The organism is Arthrobacter sp. StoSoilB19 (assembly GCF_019977275.1).
Classification (GTDB): domain Bacteria; phylum Actinomycetota; class Actinomycetes; order Actinomycetales; family Micrococcaceae; genus Arthrobacter.
Window position 1 is genome coordinate 3,678,120 of sequence record NZ_AP024650.1, and the last position, 24,010, is coordinate 3,702,129.

Sequence of the window (24,010 nt, forward strand, 5' to 3'; positions counted from 1 at the left end):
CATGGACTCGGCCCCGCAGAACCCCGACCAGGACACGGCACGCCCACCCCGGCGGAACACGAAGGGCCGCACCGCCCTGTCCGGAAGCCAGTTCTTCCGGCTGGCACACCGGTTGTCGGACGCGGTCAACGACGTCCGGATCCAGCTCGCCAAGCGGTGGAAGTTCGTGCCGCAGACCATCGCGTACCAGGGTTATGGCTCCACCGCCCGGGTGCGCGTCCTGGGCAGGGTACTGCTGACACAGAAGCCGCCGCCCGGAAGCAAGGCCGAGCACGCGGCCAGGAACGGCAACCAGAACATCCGCGGCTGGCGGGCGTTCACGGGGGTGCCGTTGCAGTTTTCCGACGTCGAAATCACCATCGGTGATGTGGTCACCCACGTCACGGCGGACCGGGGCGGGCTGATCGACACAGAGGTGGACGTGCAGCTGTCCCCCGGCTGGCACACTGCCGTGCTGCGGGCCGAGGGAACCGAGCCGGCGGAGGCACTGATCCAGGTGATCGCTCCGGGCGTGCAGTTCGGCATCGTCTCGGACATCGACGACACCGTCATGGTGACCGCCCTGCCCCGGCCCTTCCTGGCCCTGTGGAACACCTTCGTGCTCAGCGAACGGGCGCGCATGGCCACTCCGGGGATGGCCGTGCTGCTGGACCGGCTGACCATCGAGCACCCTGAAGCCCCGGTCATTTACCTGTCCACCGGCCCCTGGAACGCGGCCCCCACCCTGGCACGGTTCCTGACCCGCAACATGTACCCCAAGGGCGCGCTGCTGCTCACGGACTGGGGACTCACCCAGGACCGCTGGTTCCGCAGCGGCCAGGACCACAAGCACCGCAACCTGGAGCGGCTGGCCCAGGAATTCCCGGACATGCGGTGGCTCCTGATCGGCGACAACGGACAGCATGACGAGGCCATCTACTCCGCCTTTGCCGCCGAAAACCCGGACAAGGTTGCAGCAATCGCCATCCGGCAACTGTCCGTCAGCGAATCCGTGTTCGCCGGCGGCCACTCCGAGGACGGCGACCACACCACCTCCCGCGTGCCGTGGATCTACTCGCCCGACGGCGCCGGCATCGCCAAGCAGCTGGCCATGCTGGACCTGCTCCGGGGCTGAACGGCTCCCGGCTGCGCAGCCTTACTGCGCGTTGGCACCCAGGGGTGCGCCGTCGTCGGGCAATTCACTGCCCAACAGCTCCGGAACCGCTGCCTGCGCGATGGCCGCCCCGGCCGCGGCAGCCAGGTCGCGTTCCTCGATGAGCTCCTGGAACCAGAAGTAGGACGCCTTGGGTGTGCGGTCGAGCGTTTCGAAGTCCACGTGCAGGAGGCCGAACGGCTGGTTGTAGCCGGCGGACCACTCGAAGTTGTCCAGGAAGGACCACACGTAGTAGCCGCGCAGGTCCACGGATTCGGCCACCCCACCGGGCGCCGTGGCCCGGAGCGCGGTTTCAAGGTGGTCTGAAATGTACTTCAGCCGCCGCTCGTCCGGGATGAACCTGGTGTTGGTGGACTTGTCCCGGACAATGATGTCCTCGAAGCTGGCTCCGCCCTCGGTGATGATCACGGGCGGCAGGTTGGGGTACCGCTCCGCCATCTCCTTCAGGGCCACGGCCATGTACTCCGGCTTGACCGGCCAGCCGTATGCGGTGACGTCCGCTTCCGGCCACGTCTCCACGTGGAAGGGCGTAGCGCCGTTTCCGGCCGCGCTGAGGTCGCTGCCCATGGCCTCGGCCATGCTGGCCGGCACGGCGCCGTTGCCCGGCCCAACGGCCACCTTGGTGGGCATGTAGTAGTTGAGCCCGTAGAAATCGAGGGGCTGGGAAATGATCTCCATGTCCTCTTCGGGATGTTCGAAGGAGCTGAAGAACTTGGCCGCGCGGATGAGGTCCGGGTACTTGCCCGTCAGGACAGGGTCCGCGTAGAGCCGGTTCTGCCCCAGGTCCATAAGTCCCGCGCTGATCTTGTCCAGCGGGTTGATGGAGTTGGGCACCATGGGTGAGTAGACGTTGGTCATGCCGATTTCGCCGGGCACCCGCGCCGCGCGAAGGGCCTGGACGGCGAGCCCGTGGCCCAGCAGCTGGTGGTGGACCGTGGGGAAGGCACCCAGGGCCAACTCCTTGCCTGGGGAGTGCAGCCCCAGCGAGTAGCCGTTGGCGCTCACCGTTGCCGGCTCGTTGATGGTGACCCACCGGGCCACCCTGTCACCGAAGGCATCCGCCACCAGCGCTGCGTACTCCCCCAGCCGGTAGGCGGTGTCCCGGTTCATCCAGCCGCCGGCCTCATCCAGTTCCAGGGGCGTATCCCAGTGGTAGATGGTGGCCATGGGCGAGATTCCGTTGGCCAGGAGCTCGTCCAGGAGCCGGTCATAGAACGCCATGCCTGCGCGGTTGGCCGGGCCGGTGCCGCCTGGCTGGATGCGCGGCCAGGAGAAGGAGAACCGGTAGGAGTCAACGCCGAGCTGCTTCAGGAGGGCCACGTCCTGCGGCATCCGGTGGTAGTGGTCCGTGGCCACCACCGGGCTGTGGTCCTCAACGATGGCACCGGGCCGGGCAGCGAACCTGTCCCAGCCCGCCGGTCCCCGTCCATCCTCGTCCAGCGCCCCTTCGATCTGGAATGCTGCGGTTGCGACGCCAAGCGTGAACCCCGGGGGGATGAGCGCTGCGAGGTCCTTGGCGGTGATGTGCATTGGGGTCCAGCCTTTGGTCACGGTAGTTAGGGTACGTCCCAGAATGTCACAGCGGAGGTCGGCTGACGAGCAGCAACTCCGCTCCCGGCGCCGGCAACTACTGGGTGCCGAACAGGAACTCCTTGGCGTGCGCCACTGCCTTGCGGAAGGCATCATTCCGGAGCGTCACCAGGTGTTCCGTGTCGTCGTCGGACGGCTCCAGGTAGCCGGTGTACCCGGGCCGCAGGACCCAGATGTCCCCGCCCGGCGGGAGGTAGAACACGCCGAAGGAACGCTGCTGCCTCTCATCGGCGGTCCATACCGGAACCACCGCCAGCGCAGCACCCGTGGTGGGGTTGATCCACTGTGCCCGCGGCAGAGGCTGTTCGTGCGCCTCCGGGTCCAGGAAGGGCGCGGTTCCCTCGCCCCACCGCTGCTCAAAGCGTTCGAAGAATGCAGGAATGAGGTGTGAATCGTAGCGCCGCCAGTCGCCCATGCAGTTTTCCGCCTCCTTGGATCAGTGGCCCAGGGCCTGGATCAGGACCAGGGCCCGCTTTCCCACCGCACCGGGGTGACGCGGATGGGAGGTCCGGACTGCCCGCCACGGCTGCGGACTTTCCGGACCGGAATGATGGTGGGCGCAGCTGCCGCCAGCTTCCTGTCGTAGTCGGCGCGGCGCCCGGGGTCACGCAGCACGTTAAACGCCTGCATGATCCGGAGAAGTTCCTCCCCCTGTGCAGTGTTGCCCTTCTCCGCCGTCGTATCCCCCATGGTCTCCATGCCTTCGTAAGCCCGCCCGCCGTCCATATCCGGATGGTGGGTGCGCATGAGGGCGCGGTAGGCATGCGAGATTTCCTGGCGGCCGGCGTCCCGGCCTACGCCCAGGATGGCGTAGTAGTCGGGGAGATCAGTCATCCTGCCTCCTGTTTCGCCGGCGCCCCGCCCGGAGGGTCAGGGGCGCCGGCACGAAAGCATGGTCCTAGCTGCCGATCTGGTGCTTCTCGCCCTGCTGGGTCTGGATCTCGATCTTGCGCGGCTTGGCCTGCTCGGCAACCGGAATCCGCAGGGTCAGGACACCCTGGTCATAGCTGGCCTTGATGTGCTCGGTGTCCAGGGTGTCACCCAGGATCAACTGGCGGCTGAACACGCCCCGGGGACGCTCAGAGGCCACGAGCTCCACGTTGGGCTGCGTGGGGTCCTTGCGCTCCGCCCGGACGGTCAGGACGTTCCGCTCAACGTTCAGGTCCAGGGAATCCACGTTCACACCGGGAAGGTCGAACGCCACCACGAATTCCCCGTCTTCCTGCCACGCGTCCATGGGCATGGCTGCCGGGCGGGCGGAGGTTCCAAAGACCTGCTGCGTGAGCCGGTCCAGCTCACGGAACGGGTCCGTACGCATCAACATCATTTCCCACTCCTTTAGCTTCCAGGTGCTGGATCTGCAGCTACCCACCACCTCCTTTAATCTATGGTGGTGGATATAGATTTTTTATAGCACTCGTGCAAAACTGAAGCAAGGTACCAGCGGAAGCGATTTTTGGGAGAAAGAATGGCGGATCCTGAAGCAGGTCGGGCTGGCCGCTCCCCCGGTTCACGGGCCCTGTACGCCATCTCGGTGGCGGCGGAGCTCACGGGAACCGGACAGCAGAACATCAGGCTGTACGAAACCAAGGGACTGTTGACGCCCTCGCGGACGGCGGGCGGCACGCGCCAGTACAGCGACGACGATATTGCCGTACTGCTGCGGATCGGCGAACTCCTGCAGGAGGGGTTGAACCTGGCGGGCGTTGCGAAGGTACTGGAGCTGGAGGCAGCCATCGTGAAGCTGCACCGGGCACTCAAGCGGGCAAAATCGCGGCCGCAATAAGTGGGCCAGGAAGCGGCCCAGTAAGCGGGATCCGGTTCCTGGACTGCTCCCGGTAAGTTCCTACTCTCCGGTGGATTCGGCCCTTGACAGCTCTCCGGTGATCGGTTCCCCCGGAATCCTGGCCGTCCGCCACGTGTCAAGCGCGATGACCCCGGAGAGGATGAGCAGCGAGAGCGCGAACGACGCCAACGCATCCGTGGGCCAGTGGTAGCCAAGGTACAACCGGCTGGCGATAGCGAGGATGATGCCGATCCCGGCCCCGATGAAGCCGAACACCGCGGCACGCGGGTTCCGGCGCCGGGAGAAAATCAGGTAGGCGCCCACCAGCAGGAAGTCGCAGGCCCCCAGGACGTGCCCGGACGGGAACGAGAAGGTCTGGTCCGCGCCGAACAGCATCTGGTCCACGGGGGGCCGGGAGCGCTGGACGATGTGCAGGATGATCTGCGAGATGATCACTCCGGTCAGCATCGCGGAGGCGAGCAGGATGGGGCGCCAGGCGTGCTTGGCTGCGAATCCCCAGACAAGGATCACCACCAGCACGATGATGGGCAGCGCGATGGGGCCGAAGATCACCGCCAGGAAGATCATGATGGCAGTGACGGCCGCTGAACGGGTGGTCAGCAGCCAGTCATGCACGGGAGTGTCGGCAACGGAAAGGCCGTCGGCCTGCACCACGCTGACCAGGGTGGCAATGAAGAGTGCCAGCCCCACGACGGCCAGGATGATCGACGCGCGGTACAGGCCCCGCCGGTCGGCAGGGTCCACGTAGCGTTCCTCCACCACGAACTTCTCGTGGAAGGCGTGCCACCTTCCCGCTTTCCGTTCAGAGACTGCGGAACCTGCTGATTTCTGTGCCAATGTGCTGCCCGTCCCTACGCCGCGGAAGATGCGTGCCGTGATGAATGCCTAGGGTGAAGATTATCCCGGCCACGGCCCATTCACTCCATCAGGCGGCTAGAAGGAGCCGGTGGTGAACTGCCAGCTCCGGCTGGCGAGGGGGTTGCCGGCCACGTCCCGGATGCCGCTGGTCCCGCCCGTGAGGGTCACGGTGTACCGCGTCTTGGCGGCGAGGGTCTCCCGGGGGTCAAGGATCCACTGGTTGGTGGTGCCGTTGCGGTAGGCCGTTGCTGCCACCACGGCGCCGGTGGCCGGGTTCTTCAGGGTGAACGTGGTGGTGTTAACGCCCTGGACCGCCTCGCTGAAGGTGGCGCTGATGCTGCTGCTCCTGCGGACCAGGAGGGCGTTGCTGCCCGGCGAGTAGCTGGTGACGGTGGGCGCGGGGCCAGTGGTGAACGTCCAGCTGGTGGACGCCAGCGGGGTACCTGCGGCATCGCGGATGGCCGAGGCTCCTCCTGTCAGGATTGCGGTGTAGCTGGCATCGGGGGCAAGGCTTGCTGCCGGGTCAAGGGTGGCGGCCAGGGTGGTGGCGTTGTACGTGACGGTGGCCGCGATGCTGTTGCCGGCTGCATTCCTGAGCACGAACGTCCCGGCGCTCACGCCCTGAACAGCGGTGCTGAAGGTGGCCGTGACGTTCGTTCCAGCTGCCACGGCGGTGGCCTTGGCGGCCGGTGAAACAGACGTGACAGCGGGTGCAGGGGCAGGCGCAGGTGCAGGTGCCGTTGCGCCGGTGTACAGCAGGCGGTTCGGGGTTCCCGCGGAGGCGCCGGCGATGACGCCGGACGTGGCATTGGCTACCAGTGCCGCTGCTACGTCGGCCGGTGCCAGGGCAGGGTTCTGCGACAGCAGGACGGCGGCTGCTCCGGCGGTGTGCGGCGCGGCCATGGAGGTTCCGGACATGGATGCGGTGGCGGTGGTGGAGGTGTAGTAGTCGGAGGTGATGCCGACGCCGGGCGCATACAGGTCCACGCAGGACCCGAAGTTGGAGAACGAGGCCTGCTTGTCGGCGGAGTCGCTGGCTGCCACCGTGACAGCCCCGGGGACGCGGGCGGGCGAAGCGGTGCAGGCATCCACGGCGGAGTTTCCTGCGGCAACCACTGTGGTGACGCCGTCGTCAAGAACTGCCTGGATGGCGGCGTCCACGGTGCTGCTGGCCGCTCCGCCCAGGCTGAGGTTTGCCACGGCGGGGGTTCCGGCCGCATGGTTGGCGGCGATCCAGTCCAGGCCGGCCACCACGTCCGAGTTGTAGCCGGACCCGCTGCAGTCGAGCACCCTCACGGGCACCAGCGTGGCGCTCTTGGCGACGCCATACGTGGCTCCGGCCACGGTTCCGGCCACGTGGGTGCCGTGGCCGTTGCAGTCGGTGGTGCCGTTGCCGTCCGCCACCGCTGTCCAGCCTGCCGCAACCCGGCCACCGAAGTCGGTGTGCGATGCCAGGATGCCGGTGTCCACCACGTAGGCGGTCACCCCGGCGCCCGCCGCGGTCCACGAGTACGAACCGGAGAGCGGAAGGGTCCGCTGGTCTGCGCGGTCCAGGCCCCAGGGGGCGGGCTGCTCGGTCCCGGAAACATTGACGGGGGCGTCGGGCTCCACGGACAGCACCTTCCCGGACCTGGCAAGGGCTGCCGCCTGCGCGGGGTTGGCCGTGACGACGGCGCCGCGGACTGCATGCTCGAAGGTACGGCCGACGGCGAGGCCCTGGCCGCGCAGCCCGGACACCTCGGCTGCGAGGTCGGCAGTGGCGGCGTACTGCACTATGTAACGGCCGGTTGCGGCGGCGGGGGCAGGAGCAGCAGCCGCCGGCAGGGACACGGTGGAAAGGCCGACGGCGGAGAGCAGCGCCGTGAGGGCCGGCAGCACGAAGAATCGGGTACGAATTTTGGGGTCCTTGTGGTGGCGGGGCAAGGGGGGATACCAAAAGGATAGGAGCCGGAAGCACACGGCTTCCGGCTCCTTGGATGATCCTTCGCGAACCCTCGGCGATTCCTGCGGACCGGTGGTTATCGCTGGCTTTCCACCGTGTTGGAGCCGGCCGCCACGTGGTTACGCCAACTGTGCTCGGGTTCGAAACCGAGCAGGCGCCGCGCCTTGTCGATGGACAGCATCGTTTCGTGCTCTCCCAGGTCCTTGGTGACCTTGACGCCGGGAAAGACCTCTTCCGCCAGGCTGGCGCTTGACCGGCTCATCACCGTGTCAGCGTTGGCGATGATGAAGGCTTCGAACCCTGGTTTGGCGTTCTCCAGCGCACGTACTACGGCCTGCGCGCCGTCCCTGCCGTCGATATAGCCCCACAGGTTCCACTTCCGCAGCGTCGCGTCGGCGTCGAAGGAGGGGAATTTGGCGTAGTCGGCCTCGTCCATGACGTTGGAGAACCGCAGGCCGGTGATGCTCAGTTCGGGGTCCCACCGCGTCATCTCCACAGCCATCTGCTCCTCCAGCGTCTTCACCAGCGAGTAGGTGCTTTCCGGCCGCGGCGGGTACTCCTCATCCACCGGGATGTAGGGCGGGTCGATGTCGAACGGCAGCCCCAGGACCGTCTCGCTGGAGGCGTACACCACCTTCTTGATGCCGGCGCGCCGCGCCGCCTGGAAGACGTTGTAGGTGGACAGCATGTTGTTTTCGAAGGTGGCTGCGTCCGGAAGGATGCCCGGGGCGGGAATGGCACCCAGGTGCACCACGGCGTCGAACCCGTCATGCCGGTCATCAACGCCCAGCAGCGCGTCCACCACCTGGCCGTAGTTGCGCAGGTCAACCACCAGCAGTTCCGGGCTGCGGGCACCCGCACGGTCCAGGGTGAGGACCTGGTGGCCGTCGCCTGTCAGCCGGCGCACCACGTGCCGCCCCAGTTTTCCGCTTCCGCCTGTAACGGCAATTCTCATCACTGTTTCCTTTTGCTCGAGTGCGTTCACCGTGCGGTGTTTTCGGTCAGGACGGGGGTTGCGGGGCTGCAAGGAACTTTTCGACGGCGGCGATTGCCAGTGCAGTGATCCCGCCCGGGTCCCCGCTGCCGTTGACGGACACAAGAATGCCCCGGCCCGCGTACACCGAGACTACTTCATGCGTCTGGCGGTGGTAGAGGTCCAGCCGGCGCCTGAAGACGTCGATGGTGTCATCCGTGCGCCCCTGCTCCAGGGCGCGGCGGTGCATCCGCTGCTCCAGTTCCTCGTCGGGCGCCTGCAGTTCGATCACGGCGTCCAGCGCATGCCCCTGTTCCTCAAGCATGCGGTCGAGCTCCAGTACCTGTTGAGCTGTCCGCGGATAGCCGTCCAGCAGGAACCCGTGCATCGCGTCGCTTTCGAGGAGACGGTTCTTGACCAGCGCGTTGGTGAGGTGGTCCGGTACGAAATGGCCGTCATCCAGGTACCGGGCGGCCTGGTTCCCCAGGTCGGTCTGTTGGCTGACGTTGCTCCGGAAAATATCCCCGGTGGAAACGGCAGGGACCCGGAAGTGCCGCGCGAGGTGTTCGGCCTGGGTTCCCTTGCCGGACCCTGGTGGTCCAATGATGAGCAGCCTGGTCATGTTCCTGTCCCTCCGCCGCTGAGCAGCCCTTGGTCCCGCGGCCAGCCCGCAGCAGCACCGGCGCCTGCTTCATTGTGCCGGTATGCCCGGCCCCGCGCCAGCCTTTTGCCCGCTCCAGGGCAGCCATATATGACGCTTTGGGCGGCACGGGGATGTATATACTTTTGGTTATCGGTTTAGCAGCAGGCCGTTGGAAAGTTCGTCGATCCAGCGACCATCACCGGCTCCCCGCCCAGTTGCGGGGCGTTGGCGTGTTGCCGGCTCGTTTTGACCTGAGCGAATGGCACCAGAAAATCGTGGCCAGCGAGTCAACAGCAAAAACCGATACATCCATCACTGAGCACCTGCATGAACTTGTCCTCAACAGCTCCGACGTTGAGGACTTCCTTAATGAACTGGCACAGGTCTCCGCACGCAATCTCTCCGAGCCCGGCGACGAAATGCTGTGCGCCATCACCCTCCTCCGGCAACGCAAGGCCGCCACGGTCGCCAGCAGCAGCCCGGATGCAAAGTCCATCGGACGGCTTGAACACAGGTACAGCGACACCCCGGGCCTCACGGCTTCCACGGCCCAGGAGATCGTGCACGCTCCGGACCTCACCGCGGATGGCCGCTGGCCTGAGTACGCCGCCGCCGCGACCGCCGAGGGGATCCGCTCCGTGGCGGCAGTTCCGTTCCGGCTTGAGGGGGAAACCAAGGCATCGCTGCTGCTGTACTCCCGCCGCCCGCACCGGTTCGAGGGCCGCGTGCTGAAGTTTGCCGAGGATTTCGTCAGCCAGACCTCGCTGGCGCTCCGCCTTGCGGTGCGGTTCGCGCACTACAGCGAAACGGCCGCGAACCTTCGAGCCACCCTTGAGTCCCGCACGGTCATTGACATGGCTGTCGGCATCATCATGGCCCAGAACCGGTGCAGCCAGCAGGAAGCCTTCGACATCCTGAAGACCGCTTCCAGCACCCGGAACACCAAGCTGCATGATGTGGCCGCGGCGGTCGTCAACGCCCTGGGCCAGGGCCCGGCGCGCACGCATTACGACGGATAGCGGCCATCTTTTTGCGTCGGTCATGCCGGCAGCGTTCCCGCAGGTAGACTGGTGCCAACTTTTCGCCGGGGGGCTTGATGGAACAGCAGCGTGTTTGCCTTGTCGTGGAGGATGACGACGATATCCGCGGACTGATCGAAGTGGTCCTGTCGCGCGCGGGCTTTGAGGTCAGGATGGTGGGCACGGGGGCCGAGGCCATTGCCGCCGCGGCTGATCCCGCCCTCGCCCTGGTGACCCTGGACGTTGGGCTGCCGGATATGGACGGGTACGTGGTGGCCCGCGCCATCCGCGCCCTTACCAGCGCGCCCCTGCTGTTCCTCACGGCCCGTTCCGAGCAGGACGATGTGCTGGCCGGCATGGCATCGGGGGCCGCGGGGTACCTCACCAAGCCTTTCCGTCCGCAGGAGCTCCGGGAGCTCGCCGTACAACTGGTGACACCGCCGCCGGTTTCCCAGGAGCCGCACATAACGGGCAAACCCGCCTGCTAAGTTCGCCTCCTGGACATGAGGCATGACGCCTCAGCGGACCGCGGTGGTGAGCAAACGGCGACGGCGGCATACCGTCGTCGCCGTTTGTCCGTTTGACCCCCTACTTCGAAAGGAAGGCCAGCAGCGCTTCGTTGACCTCCGCGGCGTGCGTCCAGAGCAGGCCGTGCGGTGCACCCTCGATCTCCACGTACTCGGCACTCGGCAGGGCCTTGGCGAACAGCCGGCCGGTGGAATCGATGGGCAGGATGTTGTCAGCGGTGCCGTGCAGGATCAGCGCCGGAACTTCGATCTTGGGGATGTCCTGGCGGAAATCCGTAAGCCAGGTGGGTTGCGCTGCAACAGAAGCATGCGCTCCGGCGCCGGCAGCCAGGTTCCAGCTGGCGTTGACGGCTTCCTGGCTGAGCCGCGGGGTGCCCAGGAAGGTGTCGGAGTTGTAGAAGTTCTTGAAGAATTCGGTGAAGAAGGCGTAGCGGTCGGCGGTGACCGCTTCCTTGAGGCCGTCGAACACGTCCTGCGGTACGCCGTCGGGGTTGTCATCGGTCTTGAGCAGGAAGGGCTCCAGGGACCCGAGGAACGCCGCGCGGGCCACGCGGGCCGAGCCGTACGTACCGAGGTAGCGGCCCACCTCTCCCGTGCCCATGGAGAAGCCCACCAGCACCACGTTGTTCAGGTCCAGGGTGTTGAGCAGGGTGTTGAGGTCCGCTGCGAAGGTGTCGTAGTCGTAGCCCTCGGTGGGCTTGCTGGATTTTCCGAAGCCTCGGCGGTCATAGGTGATGACACGGTACCCGGCATCCAGGAGGGCGGCGGTCTGCTTTTCCCAGGATGATCCGTCCAGCGGGTAGCCATGGATCAGCACGACGGGCTGGCCGGAGCCGTGGTCCTCGTAGTAGAGCTCGATGTCAGTGCTGTTCTCGGTACCTACGGTAATGAAAGCCATGGAGGCAAGTTCCTTTCGAGACTGATCTGATCGGAGCGGTCCGGCGGAACGCCGGGCCCTGCACCTCCTACTCTAGGGGGCGGCCCCCGCTCCAGCAGCCTCGATTCGTCGCGCCGTTCGGTGCCCGCGGCGGCCTGGATGCGCTGCTGTGAAGTAGTGTGACACTATATGCGCATGAATGCAGATAGTAATGCTTGCCCACTGAAGGCGGACAGCCAGTACGTGGAATTGGCCGTGGAGGTCTTTGCCATGCTGGCGGACGCCACCAGGGTGCGGATCATTTTGGCCCTCCGTGACGGCGAGATGGCGGTGGGTGCCCTGGCGGACGTGGTGGGCAAGTCCCCCGCCGCCGTGTCCCAGCACCTGGCCAAGATGCGGCTGGCAAGAATGGTTTCCACGCGGCAGGACGGGACCCGGGTGCTCTACCGGCTGGAAAATGAACACGCGCGGCAGTTGGTGGCGGACGCCATCTTCCAGGCCGAGCATGCACTCGGCGGCGAACCTGCCCACCACCGCGCTCCCCACAAGCAGGTCCCCCACGACCAGGGCTTCGTCCACACCGGACAGGGGAACGCGTCGTGACCGGCCCGCACCGCGGGTCAACGCACGCCCACGGCCACCCGCACGGGACGGACCACGGCGGCCACCAGCACGACCACGACCACGACCACGACCACGACCACGGGCATCATCACCACACCGGCTTCAAGGGCTGGCTGATGGAGCTCTTCGTTCCGCACACGCATGACGCCGCAGATTCCATTGACGATGCCATGGAGGCCAGCACCGAGGGCATCAGGGCGCTGAAGATCAGCATGTTCGTCCTGCTGGCCACGACGGCGCTGCAGTTCCTGGTGGTCCTGTTCAGCAGTTCGGTGGCCCTGCTCGCGGACACCATCCACAACTTCTCGGACGCCCTGACCGCGGTGCCCCTGTGGGTGGCCTTCATCCTGGGACGCAGGGCCGCCACCCGCCGCTATACGTATGGCTACGGCAGGGCTGAGGATTTGGCCGGACTGTTCATCGTGGCCGTGGTGGCCCTCTCTGCAGTGGTGGCCGGCTGGCAGTCCGTGGACCGGCTGATCCATCCCCAGCCGCTGCAAAACCTCGGCTGGGTCATCGCCGCCGGCCTGATCGGCTTCGCCGGGAATGAGGCAGTGGCAATCTACCGCATCCGGGTTGGCCGCAGGATCGGTTCCGCGGCGCTCGTGGCGGACGGTGTGCATGCCAGGACGGATGGCTTCACTTCGCTCGCCGTGGTCATCGGAGCGGTGGGGGTCATGCTGGGTTTCCCGCTGGCTGATCCGATCGTCGGGTTGATCATCTCCGCTGCCATCATGGTCCTGCTGTGGGGAACGGTCCGCAGCATTGGGCGCCGGCTCATGGATGGCATCGAGCCGGACCTGGTGTCGCGTGCCGAAGCCGCGCTGGAGGCTACGCCGGGCGTCCTGGCAGTCCGGCACCTGCAGCTGCGGTGGTCCGGGCACCGGTTGCAGGGCTCGGCACGGATTGACCTGGCGGACACGGAATTGTCCCGGGCGGAAGCGGTCCTTGAAAGCGCCGAACACCGACTGCGTCATGCACTGCCCAAGCTGGACCACGTGCTCCTGGTTCCAGGCACCCGGCGCTAAAGGCCGCCAACGCAGAAGTGACCCGGCCGGGCAGCGCCGGCCGGGTCACTTCCCGGGTTTTGCTTTGAGGCTTCTAGGCCCGCGCAGCCTTGCCGGGCAGGGCCAGCTTGAAGACCTTGGCCCAGGACGAACCCACCTGCTTCAGCAGCGGGCCGGTGGTGTACTTCAGGCCATAGCGCTGGCAGATCTCGCGGACCTTGGGCGCCACCTCGGCGTACCGGTTGGAGGGCAGGTCGGGGAAAAGGTGGTGCTCGATCTGGTGCGAGAGGTTGCCGGTCATGAGGTGCATGAACTTGGAGCCCGAGATGTTCGCCGAGCCGATCATCTGCCGCACGTACCAGTCACCGCGGGTTTCGCCGTCAACCATCTCTTCGGTGAAGGTGTCGGTTCCTTCCGGGAAGTGGCCGCAGAAGATAACCGCGTGGGCCCACACATTGCGGACAGCGTTGGCAGTGATCGTGCCGAACAGCGCCTGCTTGCCGGATCCGGTCAGCATGGCGACGGCAGGAGTGGCCGCGTAGTCCTTGGTGAACTGGGTAACGACTTTCTTGCCCAGCGCCTTGAGGTCCTTGAGCAGGGCTTCCTTGGACTTGGTGCCTTCCTTGTACTCGGTCAGCTCGAGGTCGTAGATGGCGATGCCCCACTCGAAAACCGGCGCCAGGATGGCATTGAACAGCGGGTTGGCCAGGTTGATGGGCTTCCACGGCTGGTTCTCGTCCATGCGCAGAAGGTTGTATCCGACGTCGTTGTCCTTGCCCACCACGTTGGTCCAGCGGTGGTGCAGGTCATTGTGGGTGTGCTGCCAGGACCGCGAGGGCGTGACGAAGTCCCATTCCCAGGTAGTGGAGTGGATGTCCGGGTCCCGCATCCAGTCCCACTGGCCGTGCAGGATGTTGTGGCCCAGCTCCATGTTTTCCAGGATCTTGGCCAGGCTCAGCAGGGTGGTGCCGGTAACCCAGGCGGCTTTGTTCTTACTGACCAGGAGGGCGGCGCGGCCGGAAATCTCCAGGCCGCGCTGGATCTTGATCATCCGGCGGATGTAGGCAGCATCCTCGGCCCCGCGCTTGGCCAGGACCTCGTCCCGGATGGCGTCCAGTTCGCGGCCGAGTTCAGCTACGTGCTCGTCGCTGAGGTGCGCGGCGGCCGGCGGGCGGACGGTGGGGCTGCCGGATTCGGCGAGTTTGCCCGGGCGCGTCCGTGAGGTGCCGGCGCTGGCTCCTCCGGCGGCCGTGGTCTTTGTAGGTGAGATGACAGTCATACGGTACTGCTCCTCAGAGTTCGAGGTTGACGGGTCCGGCGGCTGCCGAGACACACGTTTGGATAAGTTGGCCTGGTTCGCCATGGATTTCCCCGGTCCGCAGGTCGCGGACCTGGCCGGCCAGGAGCGGTGTGAGGCAGCTGTGGCAGATGCCCATCCGGCAGCCGCTGGGCATCAGCACCCCGGCGTCCTCGCCGATGTCCAGGATGGGGGTGTCGCCGTCGGCCTCCACCTCCCGGTCCGAGGCTTCGAAGGTGACCAAGCCGCCGTCGTGCCCTACACCGGCGTTGAAGGTGGTGTTGAAGCGCTCGATCATGAGGTTGCCGGCGTCTCCGGCAACGGCGACGTCGGTCCCCGGCGACCGGGTGGTCAGCGCAGCGCGCTTCCAGAGGGCCTCGGCGTCGTCCAGGAAGCTGTCCGGACCGCAGGCGTAGGCAGCCCGGTCCTTCCAGTCGGGGCAGATTTCGTCCAGCTCCTTGGTGCTGGAGAAGTCCATCCGCCCCTGTTCACCGGTGTACCAGTGGGCCAGGCGGAAGTTGGGGAACTGGTCCGCGAGTTCGGCCAGCTCTTCACGGAACAGGCTGTCGCCCGGGGTGCGTGCGGAGTGGACCAGCACGACGTCGGCGTCCGGACGCCGCGGCACAAGCGTACGGATCATGGACATCACCGGGGTGATGCCACTGCCCGCCGTAACCATCAGCAGGGGCCGGGGGTGCTCGGGAAGCACGAAGTCGCCCTGCGGCGGAGCCAGGAACAGGACATCGCCGGGCTTGGTGGTGCGCACCAGCGTGCCGGACACGGCGCCGACGTCCGTGACGGTGATGGCAGGATCCTTGCCTGCCGGAGCGCTGAGCGAATAGGAGCGCCAGTGCCGGACGCCGTCCAGTTCGACGCCGATGCGGGCCCACTGACCGGCAAGGTGCGCCTTCCAGCCGCGGCCGGGGCGGAAGAAGATGGTGGCCGACTGGGCCGTCTCCTGGACCACGCGGGTGACCACGCCGCGCAGTTGCCTGGCTGAGTAGACAGGGTTGAAAAGTGCCAGAATGTCTTCCGGCGCCAAAGGGGTGGTAAGCACTGAGGCCGCCTGGGCCAGCTGACGTAGCCGGATCATACGGTTAAGCCTAGAGCGGTGCGAGCCATATATCTCTCTCTCCGTCATATGACCGTTCCGCAGTCACACACTAGTTAAGGGCGCGAAGCCCCCACGCCGCACTATAAGAGTAACGGTTCGGTCTCACAAATTGTTCCCGCACCTGGTTTCCGCACCTTATTGGCGGCTCCAGCCCAGGGCCGGGGCGACGTGCCCGGCGATGTTTCCCAGCAACTTGGCGTTGAAGTCCACGCCCAATTGGTTGGGAACGGTCAGCAGCAGGGTGTCCGCTGCCCGCACTGCCGCATCGGCTGCGAGTTCTTCCGCCAGGAGGTCCGGCGCGCCCACGTAGCTCTTGCCGAACCTGGCAGTCAGTCCGTCGATAACGCCCACCTGGTCGCGGCCGTCACGAAGGGCGCTGCCGGCGAAGTAGTAGTTGTCTTCCTCATCCACGATGGGAAGGACGCTGCGGCTGACCGAAACACGCGGGGCATGGGTATGTCCTGCTGCCGCCCACGCGTCCCTGAACAGCTGGATCTGTTCGGCCTGGAGTTCATGGAAGGGGACACCGGTGTCCTCGGTGAGCAGTGTGGAGCTCATCAGGTTCATGCCCAGTTCCGCGGCCCAGACGGCGGTCTTCCTGCTGCCGGCGCCCCACCAGATCCGTTCCGCGAGGCCCGGGGACTGGGGCTGGACGGGGAGGAGGCCGGTGGCGCCGCCGGCGTACCTGGGGTCCGCCTCAGCCATGCCGGCACCCGTGATGGCCTTGCGGAAGACGGCGGTGTGGCGCCGGGCCATGTCGGCGTCGGTCTCCCCCGGCTGCGGCCGGTAGCCGAATGCCGAGGCGCCTTCCCGGGCCGGCTCGGGTGACCCGCGGCTGATGCCCAACTGCAGCCTGCCACCGCTGATCAGGTCTGCCGCTGCAGCCTCCTCCGCCATGTACAGGGGATTTTCGTAGCGCATGTCGATGACGCCGGTGCCAATTTCGATCCGGCGGGTGCGGGCGGCGATGGCTGACAGGAGCGGGAAAGGTGATGCCTGCTGCCTGGCGAAGTGGTGGACCCGGAAGTATGCCCCGTCCACGCCGAGTTCTTCAGCGGCAACCGCCAGTTCGATCCCCTGGAGCAGGGCGTCCGCCGCCGTCCTGGTGCGCGAGCCCTGGCCGGGGCCCCAGTGGCCGAATGAAAGGAATCCTATGCGCTGCATACCTTGCCCAACTGTCCGGATACCGGTGGCATTCCCGGCTGGAATGATGGCTCCGTGGGCATTCCGGAGGAAACCGTCAGTATTTTCAAGGCCATTGTGTTGTTCGTGCTGGCCGCGGCAGCGGAGATCGGCGGCGCCTGGCTGGTGTGGCAGTCCGTCCGCGAAGGCAGGGACTGGTGGTGGGCCGGACTTGGCGTGGCCGCGCTCGGCGCCTACGGCTTCGTGGCCACCCTGCAGCCGGACGCGCACTTCGGCCGGATCCTGGCGGCCTACGGCGGGGTGTTTGTGGCAGGTTCCCTGGCATGGGGCATGGTCTTTGACGGCTTCCGCCCCGACAGGTGGGATATCGCAGGCTCCCTGGTTTGCCTGCTGGGTGTTGCCGTGATCATGTTTGCCCCGCGGAGCGGCGGCTAGACTGGCCCGGTGACCAACAGTGAGCAGCCGCCCGGCCCGCCCCCGCGCGGAAAAATGGCCGAACGGCTGCTCCCCGGCGGCGAGGAACCGGACCCCCGCTTCACGCTTGCCAACGAGCGCACCTTCCTCGCCTGGATCCGCACGTCGCTGGCGCTGCTGGCAGGCGGCATTGCCATTGAGGCGTTCACGTCCGGACTTTTTGTTGAGCCTGTCCGTAAAGGCCTTGCCGTCCTGCTGCTGCTGCTGGGCATGATGCTCAGCGGTGGTGCCGCGGTGCGGTGGCTTCGGGTGGAGCGGAGCATGCGCACCAGGGCCCCGCTGCCCCTGCCGTTTTTTGTGCCCCTGTTGGCCGGGGCAGGGGCGTTGGCTGCCGCCGTCGTCCTGGTCTTTATCCTCTGGCGCTGAGCCTGTGGCAGCCCATGTTCCCAGCCCCCACGGCGATCCCGGCCTCCAGCCCGAGCGGACCGCCCTGGCATGGGGCCGCACCATGCTGGCGTTGGTGACGGCGAGCGCCTTCTTCCTGCGCTGGCTACCCGTCTACGGGTTACCCATCCTGATGCTGCCGGCGATTTCCGGCGGCGCCGCCCTTGCCATCTACCTCACGCAGCGCCGCCGGTACCGGGCCAGGTCCCATGGCCTGGCAGGCGAAAGCATCGAAGCGGACCTGCCTGCCGTGCTCTGGACCGCTCTCGCCGGAGTGGTCCTTGGCGGACTTGGCATTGTTGTGGTCCTGATCAGTCCGTAGAACACAGCCAGCCCCTGGAACACAGCCGGTTCCTAGAACATCGGCAGGACGAAGCCGGCCAGGAGCGCTACCGAGCCGATCGCCGTCAGGCAGCGGCCCAGGACCGAGGCTGTCCTGCCGGCTTCCTCCGGCGCGGTGGTCTGCCACTGCGTTGGGCGCTTGGGGTGGTAGTAGATGGGGAGGGTGTCTCCCGCCGCCATGTCCCTGATGTCGTAGGGAGACATGGGGGCGTTGTGGACCTGGTGCTTCCGGTCGAACCAGCGGAACCCCACGCCGGTGGAATCGGAGTACACCACGGCCTCGGCCACGTCCCAGGGGTGCACGAAGCGGCGGAGGAAGCCGGTGTAGAAAAGCAGTCCCAGCCCGGCGGGCAGGCACAACCAGGTGAGCACTTCCAGGATGGGACCTGCCATATCGAGCGCAGTGGGCATGAAGTTGATGGTACCGCGCGGGGACTGGTGGCTTCAGCACCTGATCCGTACGCTGAAGGTGACCGGTCCGGAGTTAGGGGAAGCCATGAATGATCAGGACATTTTGACGCACATCCAGGCCCTGGTGGAGGAGGAGCACTCGCTGCGCGAGGGATCGGGCAGCGGGCAGGCCCCGGACCCGGCGCGGTTGAAGTACGTGGAAGAAAGCCTGGACCAGTGCTGGGACCTGCTGCGCCAGCGCCGGGCCAAGAAGGATTCCGGGGAGAACCCGAACGACGCCGAGGCCCGCCCCATCAGCGAGGTTGAGGGCTACCGGCAGTAATGCGTATTGCCGTAGCGCAGATCATCAGCGGTGCAGACACCGCCGCCAACCTTGAACTGATGTGGGACTACGCCGCGCAGGCCAGTAATGCGGACGCGCAGTTGGTTGTCTTTCCCGAAGCGACGATGCGCGCGTTCGGGCACTCCCTCAGGGACATTGCCGAGCCCCTCGACGGCCCGTGGGCCAGCGAGGTCCGCAGGATGGCCCGGGAGCTGGAGATCACGATTGTGGCCGGCATGTTCACGCCGGGGAAGGACGGCCGCGTCCGCAACACGCTGCTGGTCACCGGACCCGGTGTGGATGCTTCCTACGACAAGATCCACCTCTTCGATGCCTTTGGGTTCACGGAGTCCAGGACAGTGGACCCAGGGGAAGGGCCGGTTACGTTCGAACTGGACGGGACCGTCTTCGGCCTTGCCACCTGCTACGACGTGCGCTTTCCCGGCCTGTTCACGGCAAACGCGAACGCGGGGGCGCAGGTGAACATCGTGTGCGCTTCCTGGGGCGCCGGGGAGGGCAAGGCCGAGCAGTGGGACCTGCTGGTTCGCGCACGGGCTCTGGACAGCACCGCGTTCGTGATTGCCTGCGGCCAAGGGGATCCCGAAACCGTCGGCGCTGGTCCCGCCGGAACAGCACCCACGGGAATCGGCCACAGCGCGGTTGTGACCCCACTCGGCAAACCGCTGGTGACCCTTGGCGGAAAACCCGAACTCGCCGTCGTCGATATTGACCCCGCCACGGTGGCCGACGTACGGGCCAACCTGCCGGTCCTGGCCAACGCGCGCAGGTTCTGACCCTGTGAGCTGCCGTTCATAGCTCTGAAACAGAAGGCCAAGCAGGGTACGACGGCGTTTCTCACCTTAGGTGCGCTGCGTCGCCTGTGCCGGCGGGGAAGTTTTGGGAAGGTGCCAGCGTGGGTGGCTCCGGCCAGAGAAGCCGTTTACATTCCCGAAACATACCGGATACGTGAACTTCACGCGGGAGCGATTTGTGTAACGTGCCTGCAACTTTAAGCGGCATTGACTGAAACACGCGACGCCAAAAATGGATCCCGGGGGAAATGCTTGGGGCCAAAACGGGCCCCGGACCAAGATCACGTTGCGAAGGGACCCACCGGTGGAAATCACTGCCCAACACGTCTGGCTGATGATTTCGGCCGCCATGGTACTGCTGATGACCCCTGGGCTCGGCCTCTTCTACGGCGGCATGACCCGCGCCAAGGCCGCGCTGAACATGATCATGATGAGCTTCATCTCCGCCGGGATCGTGGGCGTGGTGTGGGTTCTCTGGGGTTACTCCATGACTACCGGAGACGGCATCCTGGGGCTCTTCGGCAATCCCTTCACGAGTTTCGGCCTGCAGAACCTGATGGGCTCGCCGGACCTCCTCAAGGCCGGTTACAGCGCCACCTTCGCCATCATCACCGTGGCCCTGATCAGCGGCGCCATCGCCGACCGCGCGAAGTTCAGCGCATGGGCACTGTTCGTTCCCGTGTGGATCACCCTGATCTACTGCCCTCTCGCCTACATGATCTGGGGTGGCGGGCTGATGAGTGCAGGCGGGGCCGTCACCGCAATCTTCGGCCAGGTCATCGATTTCGCCGGTGGCGCCGTGGTGGAAATCAGTTCAGGAACTGCCGCGCTGGTGCTGGCCATCATCGTGGGCCAGCGCCACGGCTTCGCTAAGGACCCCAATCACCGCCCCCACAACCTGCCCTTCATCATGCTGGGCGCGGCCATCCTGTGGTTCGGCTGGTTTGGCTTCAATGGCGGCGCCGCAACCAGCGCTGAACAGGCCGGCCTCATCTGGATCAACACGCTGGTGGCCCCCGCCGCGGCCATGCTCACCTGGCTCATCACCGAAAAGATCCGCCACGGGCACCCCACCTCCCTGGGCGCCGCCTCCGGCGTTGTGGCCGGCCTTGTGGCCATCACCCCTTCCTGCGCCAACGTCAGCCCGGTGGCAGCAATCGGCCTGGGCCTGGTGGCGGGAGCGGCATGCTGCGTATTCGTGGACCTCAAGTACCGGTTCGGCCTTGATGACTCCCTGGACGTGGTGGGCGTCCACCTGGGGGCCGGCCTCATTGGCACCCTGTCCCTGGGATTCATCGCCCTCCCCGTGAACGGCCAGGGCGGCGGCCTCTTCTACGGCGGCGGTGTCCAGCAGCTCATCGCCCAGACAGCCGCCGTCGTCATCACCCTGCTGCTGTCCGGACTTGGAACGGCGGTCATTGCGCGGGTCATCAACAAGGCGGTGGGCTTCCGCGTCAGCCACGAGGCCGAGACCGCCGGCGTGGACCTGTCCGAGCACGCCGAGACCGCCTACGCGTTCGGCGAGATCGGAGCAGGCTTCAACCCCCTGCGCCAGGCAGCTGCGCACATCCCAACCGCTGCTGCTCCCGCGGAGCGGCACGCCCGGGAAGACTCCTTCGCGTAGCTTCCACAGCCGCGGCCTAAGGATCTAGTCCGCAAGGATTTTGTAAAGCGCCCGGCGGGTTTCGTCCATCTTCTCGATCGCAGCAGCACGCTGTTCCTGGGTCACGCCGGTGCGGAACTGATGGATGGCGCCCAGGAGCTTGCCGATGCTTTGGTGGAAGTCCCTGTCGGCGCTGTCCGGTTCGGCGTTCCAGGCGTTCTCCATCTCCTCGGCATGCTCTGCCACATAGGCCCTGCCTGCGTCCGTGAGTGCGAACTCGGTCCCGCGGCCTTCACTGAGCGCCTCGATCAGGCCCTCATCCACCAACTGCTGGAGCGTGGGGTAAATGGATCCCGGGCTTGGCCGCCACATTCCGCCGGTCTTTGCGGCGATGGTCTTGATCAGTCCGTAACCATTGGATGGTGCCTCCGCAAGGAGCGAGAGGATGGCTGCACGGACATCGCCCCGGCTTGCCCGCCGGCCGCCCCGCCCGAAACCCGGGCCAAAGCCCGGCCCGAATCCAGGTCCGAAACCAGGTCCAAAACCAGGTCCGAAACCGGGACCAAAGCCCGGACCCCGGTGCCCGTGCGGTCCCCTGTGGCCCCTCCCCCGTTCGAAGCGGCCCTTGCCGAATTCCGGGCCGGGATTCCTGTCATCAAATATGCCTTTCATGGTGGCATGGTCCTTTCGTTTTCAGAAGCTCGCTGTTTTATTCAGCGATAGTTAACGATATGTCGGTAACTATCGCTTGGTCAATGGTTCGGTGTGACCAAATCCTGACCTTCCGCCCCTGTTTCGGCCCTTGGCAGGGGCGTATCCTGTTCCCACCTCACAGGACGAGGGCTGAGGAATGGTGAAGAAGCGGAAGCGCAGGGGCGGTTTTGGCGCGGCCCTGGGACGGGTCCTGGGGTTCCTTGCAGCGAGCGTCATGTGCGGCGTGCTGGCAGCCAGCCTGGTGGTTCCGGCTGTGGCAGCCGCCGGGATGGGCGTCAGTTCCTCCATTGGCTTCTTCGAAAGCCTGCCGGCGGAATTGACGGTGCAGCCGCCCTCGCAGGCTACGAAGGTCCTGACCGCCGATGGGCAACCGATCGCCACGTTTTACACGGAGAACCGTGTGCGGGTACCGCTGGACCAGATGTCGCCCTTCATCAAGACCGGCATTGTCGCCATCGAGGACAGCAGGTTTTACGACCATGCGGGTGTTGATCCGCAGGGGATCCTGCGGGCGATGGTGTCCAACCTGACCAAGGGCGGCGAGCAGGGCGCCTCGACCATCACCCAGCAGTACGTCACCAACGTCCTGAACGAGGCACAGCTCTCACAGGACAGGCCGGACGCGGTGGTGCTGAACGGGCAGAAGACCCTTGGCGACAAACTGCGGGAAATGAAGCTCGCCATCACGCTGGAGAAGAAGTACACCAAGGACCAGATCCTTGAGGGTTACCTCAACATCGTGTTCTTCAGCAGCAACGCCTACGGAATTGAAGCCGCGGCACGCTACTTCTTCAGCACCAGCGCGAAAGACCTCACCCTTCCCCAGGCAGCCTTGCTGGCCGGGCTGGTCAACAGCCCAACCCTGTACAACCCGGCCACCAACCCGGACAAGTCCATTGTGCGCCGCAACCAGGTCCTGTCCGAGATGCTGCGCCTGCGCAAGATCACCCAGGCCCAGCATGACGAGGCCGTGGCCGCTCCGATTGAATTGAAGATCACGCCCCAGCAGCAGGGTTGCGCCAATGCGGCCATCGCGCCGTACTTCTGCGATTACATCTCGCACCTGATCCTCAACAATCCCGCCTACGGCCCGACGGAACCTGAACGGGAACGAAGGCTGTACCGGGGTGGGCTCACTATCGTCACCACCCTGGACAGCAGGCTTCAGGCCGCCGCACAGGCCCAGGTTGACGGCACCGCAGGCGCAAATCCTGACCGGTGGGCAGCTTCGCTGGTAACCATCCAGCCCGGCAGCGGCAAGATCCTGGCGATGGCCCAAAACACGGTGTTCCTTCCGCAACCCGGCAAGTTCGACACCAACCTCAACTTCAACGTGGATGCCAAGGACGCCCAGGGCAACGACCTGAACGGCGCCGGAGGTTTCCAGCCCGGGTCCACCATGAAGCCCTTCACCTTTGCGGAGTGGCTGAACGAGGGAAAGTCGATCACCGCCGAAGTGGACGCCTCACGCCGCGTCTATCCCCTGGGGTTCCCGTGGAAGGACAGCTGCGGAAAGGTGCTGGGAGCCTACAGCACCGCGCAGGCAAACCCCGCCCTTGGTGCTGCCGACGACCTGCAGAATGCCGAGGACGGCTTCTACCGGCCGATGCCCGTCAACTACGGCCTGTACAACTCGATCAATACCGCCACCTTCGCCGCGGCGGCGCAGCTGGACTTCTGCGGCATCCAGAAGATGGTGGATGCCGTCGGGCTGCACAGTGGCCTCGACAGCACCCCGGTCAACATGCACCAGCTGGGCAACCTGCTGGGCGGAACCGGCGTTGCCCCCCTTACCCTTGCCAATGCCTTTGCCACTTTCGCCACGGACGGCCGCTTCTGCGCACCCATTGGACTGGTTGATGTCACGGATGCAGCCGGGGCGAAGCTGCCCGCCCAGGCCCCGGACTGCCACGATGCCGTCAAACCGGACGTAGCCCGCGGCGTCAACTCGGTACTGCAGGATGTCCTGAAGAAGGGCTCCGGTGTCTGGATCAACCCGAAGGTCCATGACAAGGTCCCCACCGCAGCCAAGACCGGGACCTCGAACAACAACGGTTCCACCTGGGTGGTGGGATACACCACCGGCATGGTCACCGCTTCCTTCTTCGGGGATGCCCTGGAAGGCCAAAAGCGGCCAGGACAAAACGTGACCATCAACGGCACCTTCTACCCCCGGCTGGACGGATACATGATCGCCGGTCCACAGTGGGCCAACTACATGCTCAAGGTGGCGCCGCTTTATCCCGCAACCCCGTTCGCGCCGCCTCCCGCTTCGATGATTGGTCCCAGCCCCACCCCGAAGCCGTAGGCCCTGGCTTCAGCGGAGCGGCAGACCTCAGGGTCCGACAGCGACAGCCAGCCAAAAGCCCTATGT

The 24,010-nt window shown here is 66.0% G+C and carries 27 protein-coding genes; 13 read left to right on the top strand and 14 right to left on the bottom strand.

What is annotated here, in order from left to right; translation table 11 throughout:
- The first annotated feature begins 1 nt into the window (after position 1).
- On the top strand, positions 2-1,114 hold the full coding sequence (locus tag LDO86_RS16980) for a phosphatase domain-containing protein (protein WP_224084121.1): 1,113 nt from the start codon (positions 2-4) through the stop codon (positions 1,112-1,114).
- 21 nt (positions 1,115-1,135) lie between these two features.
- Here LDO86_RS16980 and LDO86_RS16985 read toward each other — a convergent pair whose 3' ends face one another.
- From LDO86_RS16985 to LDO86_RS17000, 4 genes are all read right to left on the bottom strand, one after another.
- Positions 1,136-2,683, bottom strand: coding sequence for a family 1 glycosylhydrolase (locus tag LDO86_RS16985; RefSeq protein ID WP_018770575.1), 1,548 nt, complete (start codon positions 2,681-2,683; stop codon positions 1,136-1,138).
- 97 nt (positions 2,684-2,780) lie between these two features.
- Positions 2,781-3,158 carry a hypothetical protein gene (locus tag LDO86_RS16990; protein ID WP_018770576.1) on the bottom strand — a complete coding sequence of 126 codons (378 nt, stop codon included), beginning with the start codon at positions 3,156-3,158 and terminating at the stop codon, positions 2,781-2,783.
- A 41-nt stretch (positions 3,159-3,199) separates the two neighbouring features.
- Entirely contained in the window at positions 3,200-3,577 is a 378-nt protein-coding gene (locus LDO86_RS16995) for a J domain-containing protein (protein WP_018770577.1), read from the bottom strand.
- A gap of 64 nt (positions 3,578-3,641) precedes the next feature.
- Positions 3,642-4,067 carry an Hsp20 family protein gene (locus LDO86_RS17000; RefSeq protein ID WP_026265970.1) on the bottom strand — a complete coding sequence of 142 codons (426 nt, stop codon included), beginning with the start codon at positions 4,065-4,067 and terminating at the stop codon, positions 3,642-3,644.
- 144 nt (positions 4,068-4,211) lie between these two features.
- On the opposite strand from LDO86_RS17000, the gene LDO86_RS17005 reads away from it, so the two are divergent.
- Positions 4,212-4,529, top strand: coding sequence for a MerR family transcriptional regulator (locus tag LDO86_RS17005; protein ID WP_018770579.1), 318 nt, complete (start codon positions 4,212-4,214; stop codon positions 4,527-4,529).
- Between the two features lie 60 nt (positions 4,530-4,589).
- On the opposite strand, the gene LDO86_RS17010 is transcribed toward LDO86_RS17005, so the two are convergent.
- The 4 genes from LDO86_RS17010 to LDO86_RS17025 form a co-directional block, all read right to left on the bottom strand.
- Positions 4,590-5,387 (bottom strand): phosphatase PAP2 family protein, encoded by a 798-nt coding sequence (locus LDO86_RS17010; RefSeq protein ID WP_018770580.1) that lies wholly within the window; start codon positions 5,385-5,387, stop codon positions 4,590-4,592.
- Positions 5,388-5,483: 96 nt separating this feature from the next.
- A complete protein-coding gene (locus LDO86_RS17015) occupies positions 5,484-7,331 on the bottom strand; it encodes a S8 family serine peptidase (RefSeq protein WP_224084122.1) in 1,848 nt (615 codons plus the stop codon).
- 95 nt (positions 7,332-7,426) lie between these two features.
- Positions 7,427-8,305: an NAD(P)-dependent oxidoreductase gene (locus LDO86_RS17020; RefSeq protein ID WP_018770582.1), complete on the bottom strand. Its 879-nt coding sequence runs from the start codon at positions 8,303-8,305 to the stop codon at positions 7,427-7,429.
- A 46-nt stretch (positions 8,306-8,351) separates the two neighbouring features.
- The gene (locus tag LDO86_RS17025; RefSeq protein WP_018770583.1) at positions 8,352-8,945 is read right to left on the bottom strand and encodes an adenylate kinase; all 594 of its coding nucleotides are present in this window, start codon (positions 8,943-8,945) and stop codon (positions 8,352-8,354) included.
- Positions 8,946-9,241: 296 nt separating this feature from the next.
- Here LDO86_RS17025 and LDO86_RS17030 point away from each other — a divergent pair, with 296 nt between their 5' ends.
- Together LDO86_RS17030 and LDO86_RS17035 are read left to right on the top strand one after the other, a co-directional pair.
- Positions 9,242-9,985 (top strand): GAF and ANTAR domain-containing protein, encoded by a 744-nt coding sequence (locus LDO86_RS17030; protein WP_018770584.1) that lies wholly within the window; start codon positions 9,242-9,244, stop codon positions 9,983-9,985.
- A gap of 77 nt (positions 9,986-10,062) precedes the next feature.
- Entirely contained in the window at positions 10,063-10,473 is a 411-nt protein-coding gene (locus LDO86_RS17035; RefSeq protein ID WP_026265971.1) for a response regulator, read from the top strand.
- A 100-nt stretch (positions 10,474-10,573) separates the two neighbouring features.
- On the opposite strand, the gene LDO86_RS17040 is transcribed toward LDO86_RS17035, so the two are convergent.
- Positions 10,574-11,410 carry an alpha/beta hydrolase gene (locus LDO86_RS17040; RefSeq protein WP_018770586.1) on the bottom strand — a complete coding sequence of 279 codons (837 nt, stop codon included), beginning with the start codon at positions 11,408-11,410 and terminating at the stop codon, positions 10,574-10,576.
- 174 nt (positions 11,411-11,584) lie between these two features.
- On the opposite strand from LDO86_RS17040, the gene LDO86_RS17045 reads away from it, so the two are divergent.
- Positions 11,585-11,992, top strand: coding sequence for a metalloregulator ArsR/SmtB family transcription factor (locus LDO86_RS17045; protein ID WP_155845606.1), 408 nt, complete (start codon positions 11,585-11,587; stop codon positions 11,990-11,992).
- Positions 11,989-13,041 carry a cation diffusion facilitator family transporter gene (locus tag LDO86_RS17050; protein WP_224084123.1) on the top strand — a complete coding sequence of 351 codons (1,053 nt, stop codon included), beginning with the start codon at positions 11,989-11,991 and terminating at the stop codon, positions 13,039-13,041. Before LDO86_RS17045 ends, LDO86_RS17050 begins: the two co-directional genes overlap by 4 nt.
- A 73-nt stretch (positions 13,042-13,114) precedes the next feature.
- Here the strand turns inward: LDO86_RS17050 and LDO86_RS17055 are convergent, their stop codons facing one another.
- From LDO86_RS17055 to LDO86_RS17065, 3 genes are all read right to left on the bottom strand, one after another.
- Positions 13,115-14,299, bottom strand: coding sequence for an acyl-CoA desaturase (locus LDO86_RS17055; RefSeq protein ID WP_018770590.1), 1,185 nt, complete (start codon positions 14,297-14,299; stop codon positions 13,115-13,117).
- 13 nt (positions 14,300-14,312) lie between these two features.
- A complete protein-coding gene (locus LDO86_RS17060; protein ID WP_018770591.1) occupies positions 14,313-15,410 on the bottom strand; it encodes a ferredoxin reductase in 1,098 nt (365 codons plus the stop codon).
- A 156-nt stretch (positions 15,411-15,566) separates the two neighbouring features.
- A complete protein-coding gene (locus tag LDO86_RS17065; RefSeq protein ID WP_018770592.1) occupies positions 15,567-16,595 on the bottom strand; it encodes an LLM class flavin-dependent oxidoreductase in 1,029 nt (342 codons plus the stop codon).
- A gap of 54 nt (positions 16,596-16,649) precedes the next feature.
- On the opposite strand from LDO86_RS17065, the gene LDO86_RS17070 reads away from it, so the two are divergent.
- The 3 genes from LDO86_RS17070 to LDO86_RS17080 are packed head-to-tail and all read left to right on the top strand — an operon-like array spanning position 16,650 to position 17,754.
- Entirely contained in the window at positions 16,650-17,009 is a 360-nt protein-coding gene (locus LDO86_RS17070; RefSeq protein ID WP_026265972.1) for a YnfA family protein, read from the top strand.
- Between the two features lie 9 nt (positions 17,010-17,018).
- A complete protein-coding gene (locus LDO86_RS17075) occupies positions 17,019-17,414 on the top strand; it encodes a DUF202 domain-containing protein (protein WP_018770594.1) in 396 nt (131 codons plus the stop codon).
- A gap of 4 nt (positions 17,415-17,418) precedes the next feature.
- Positions 17,419-17,754 carry a DUF202 domain-containing protein gene (locus LDO86_RS17080; protein WP_018770595.1) on the top strand — a complete coding sequence of 112 codons (336 nt, stop codon included), beginning with the start codon at positions 17,419-17,421 and terminating at the stop codon, positions 17,752-17,754.
- 32 nt (positions 17,755-17,786) lie between these two features.
- Here LDO86_RS17080 and LDO86_RS17085 read toward each other — a convergent pair whose 3' ends face one another.
- Positions 17,787-18,185: a hypothetical protein gene (locus LDO86_RS17085; RefSeq protein ID WP_018770596.1), complete on the bottom strand. Its 399-nt coding sequence runs from the start codon at positions 18,183-18,185 to the stop codon at positions 17,787-17,789.
- 85 nt (positions 18,186-18,270) lie between these two features.
- On the opposite strand from LDO86_RS17085, the gene LDO86_RS17090 reads away from it, so the two are divergent.
- The 3 genes from LDO86_RS17090 to LDO86_RS17100 all read left to right on the top strand — a co-directional run bounded on the left by LDO86_RS17090 (position 18,271) and on the right by LDO86_RS17100 (position 20,943).
- The gene (locus LDO86_RS17090; RefSeq protein WP_026265973.1) at positions 18,271-18,507 is read left to right on the top strand and encodes a DUF2630 family protein; all 237 of its coding nucleotides are present in this window, start codon (positions 18,271-18,273) and stop codon (positions 18,505-18,507) included.
- The gene (locus LDO86_RS17095; protein ID WP_018770598.1) at positions 18,507-19,301 is read left to right on the top strand and encodes a carbon-nitrogen hydrolase family protein; all 795 of its coding nucleotides are present in this window, start codon (positions 18,507-18,509) and stop codon (positions 19,299-19,301) included. The genes LDO86_RS17090 and LDO86_RS17095 overlap by 1 nt, the downstream gene beginning before the upstream one ends.
- Before the next feature lie 322 nt (positions 19,302-19,623).
- Positions 19,624-20,943 (top strand): ammonium transporter, encoded by a 1,320-nt coding sequence (locus tag LDO86_RS17100; protein WP_018770599.1) that lies wholly within the window; start codon positions 19,624-19,626, stop codon positions 20,941-20,943.
- A 24-nt stretch (positions 20,944-20,967) separates the two neighbouring features.
- On the opposite strand, the gene LDO86_RS17105 is transcribed toward LDO86_RS17100, so the two are convergent.
- Complete coding sequence (locus LDO86_RS17105) at positions 20,968-21,594, bottom strand: PadR family transcriptional regulator (RefSeq protein WP_018770600.1); 627 nt, start codon at positions 21,592-21,594, stop codon at positions 20,968-20,970.
- Between the two features lie 178 nt (positions 21,595-21,772).
- Here LDO86_RS17105 and LDO86_RS17110 point away from each other — a divergent pair, with 178 nt between their 5' ends.
- Positions 21,773-23,944 (top strand): transglycosylase domain-containing protein, encoded by a 2,172-nt coding sequence (locus tag LDO86_RS17110; RefSeq protein WP_018770601.1) that lies wholly within the window; start codon positions 21,773-21,775, stop codon positions 23,942-23,944.
- Positions 23,945-24,010: the final 66 nt, after the last annotated feature.

Bases quoted from the DNA above. Each gene is read 5' to 3' on its own strand.
- LDO86_RS16990 (WP_018770576.1), bottom strand. From the start codon at position 3,158: ATGGGCGACTGGCGGCGCTACGATTCACACCTCATTCCTGCATTCTTC.
- LDO86_RS17060 (WP_018770591.1), bottom strand. From the start codon at position 15,410: ATGATCCGGCTACGTCAGCTGGCCCAGGCGGCCTCAGTGCTTACCACC.
- LDO86_RS16980 (WP_224084121.1), top strand. From the start codon at position 2: ATGGACTCGGCCCCGCAGAACCCCGACCAGGACACGGCACGCCCACCC.
- LDO86_RS17040 (WP_018770586.1), bottom strand. From the start codon at position 11,410: ATGGCTTTCATTACCGTAGGTACCGAGAACAGCACTGACATCGAGCTC.
- LDO86_RS17025 (WP_018770583.1), bottom strand. From the start codon at position 8,945: ATGACCAGGCTGCTCATCATTGGACCACCAGGGTCCGGCAAGGGAACC.
- LDO86_RS17005 (WP_018770579.1), top strand. From the start codon at position 4,212: ATGGCGGATCCTGAAGCAGGTCGGGCTGGCCGCTCCCCCGGTTCACGG.
- LDO86_RS17110 (WP_018770601.1), top strand. From the start codon at position 21,773: ATGGTGAAGAAGCGGAAGCGCAGGGGCGGTTTTGGCGCGGCCCTGGGA.
- LDO86_RS17035 (WP_026265971.1), top strand. From the start codon at position 10,063: ATGGAACAGCAGCGTGTTTGCCTTGTCGTGGAGGATGACGACGATATC.
- LDO86_RS17055 (WP_018770590.1), bottom strand. From the start codon at position 14,299: ATGACTGTCATCTCACCTACAAAGACCACGGCCGCCGGAGGAGCCAGC.
- LDO86_RS16985 (WP_018770575.1), bottom strand. From the start codon at position 2,683: ATGCACATCACCGCCAAGGACCTCGCAGCGCTCATCCCCCCGGGGTTC.
- LDO86_RS17105 (WP_018770600.1), bottom strand. From the start codon at position 21,594: ATGAAAGGCATATTTGATGACAGGAATCCCGGCCCGGAATTCGGCAAG.
- LDO86_RS17045 (WP_155845606.1), top strand. From the start codon at position 11,585: ATGAATGCAGATAGTAATGCTTGCCCACTGAAGGCGGACAGCCAGTAC.
- LDO86_RS16995 (WP_018770577.1), bottom strand. From the start codon at position 3,577: ATGACTGATCTCCCCGACTACTACGCCATCCTGGGCGTAGGCCGGGAC.
- LDO86_RS17020 (WP_018770582.1), bottom strand. From the start codon at position 8,305: ATGAGAATTGCCGTTACAGGCGGAAGCGGAAAACTGGGGCGGCACGTG.
- LDO86_RS17090 (WP_026265973.1), top strand. From the start codon at position 18,271: ATGAATGATCAGGACATTTTGACGCACATCCAGGCCCTGGTGGAGGAG.
- LDO86_RS17095 (WP_018770598.1), top strand. From the start codon at position 18,507: ATGCGTATTGCCGTAGCGCAGATCATCAGCGGTGCAGACACCGCCGCC.
- LDO86_RS17000 (WP_026265970.1), bottom strand. From the start codon at position 4,067: ATGTTGATGCGTACGGACCCGTTCCGTGAGCTGGACCGGCTCACGCAG.
- LDO86_RS17085 (WP_018770596.1), bottom strand. From the start codon at position 18,185: ATGCCCACTGCGCTCGATATGGCAGGTCCCATCCTGGAAGTGCTCACC.
- LDO86_RS17065 (WP_018770592.1), bottom strand. From the start codon at position 16,595: ATGCAGCGCATAGGATTCCTTTCATTCGGCCACTGGGGCCCCGGCCAG.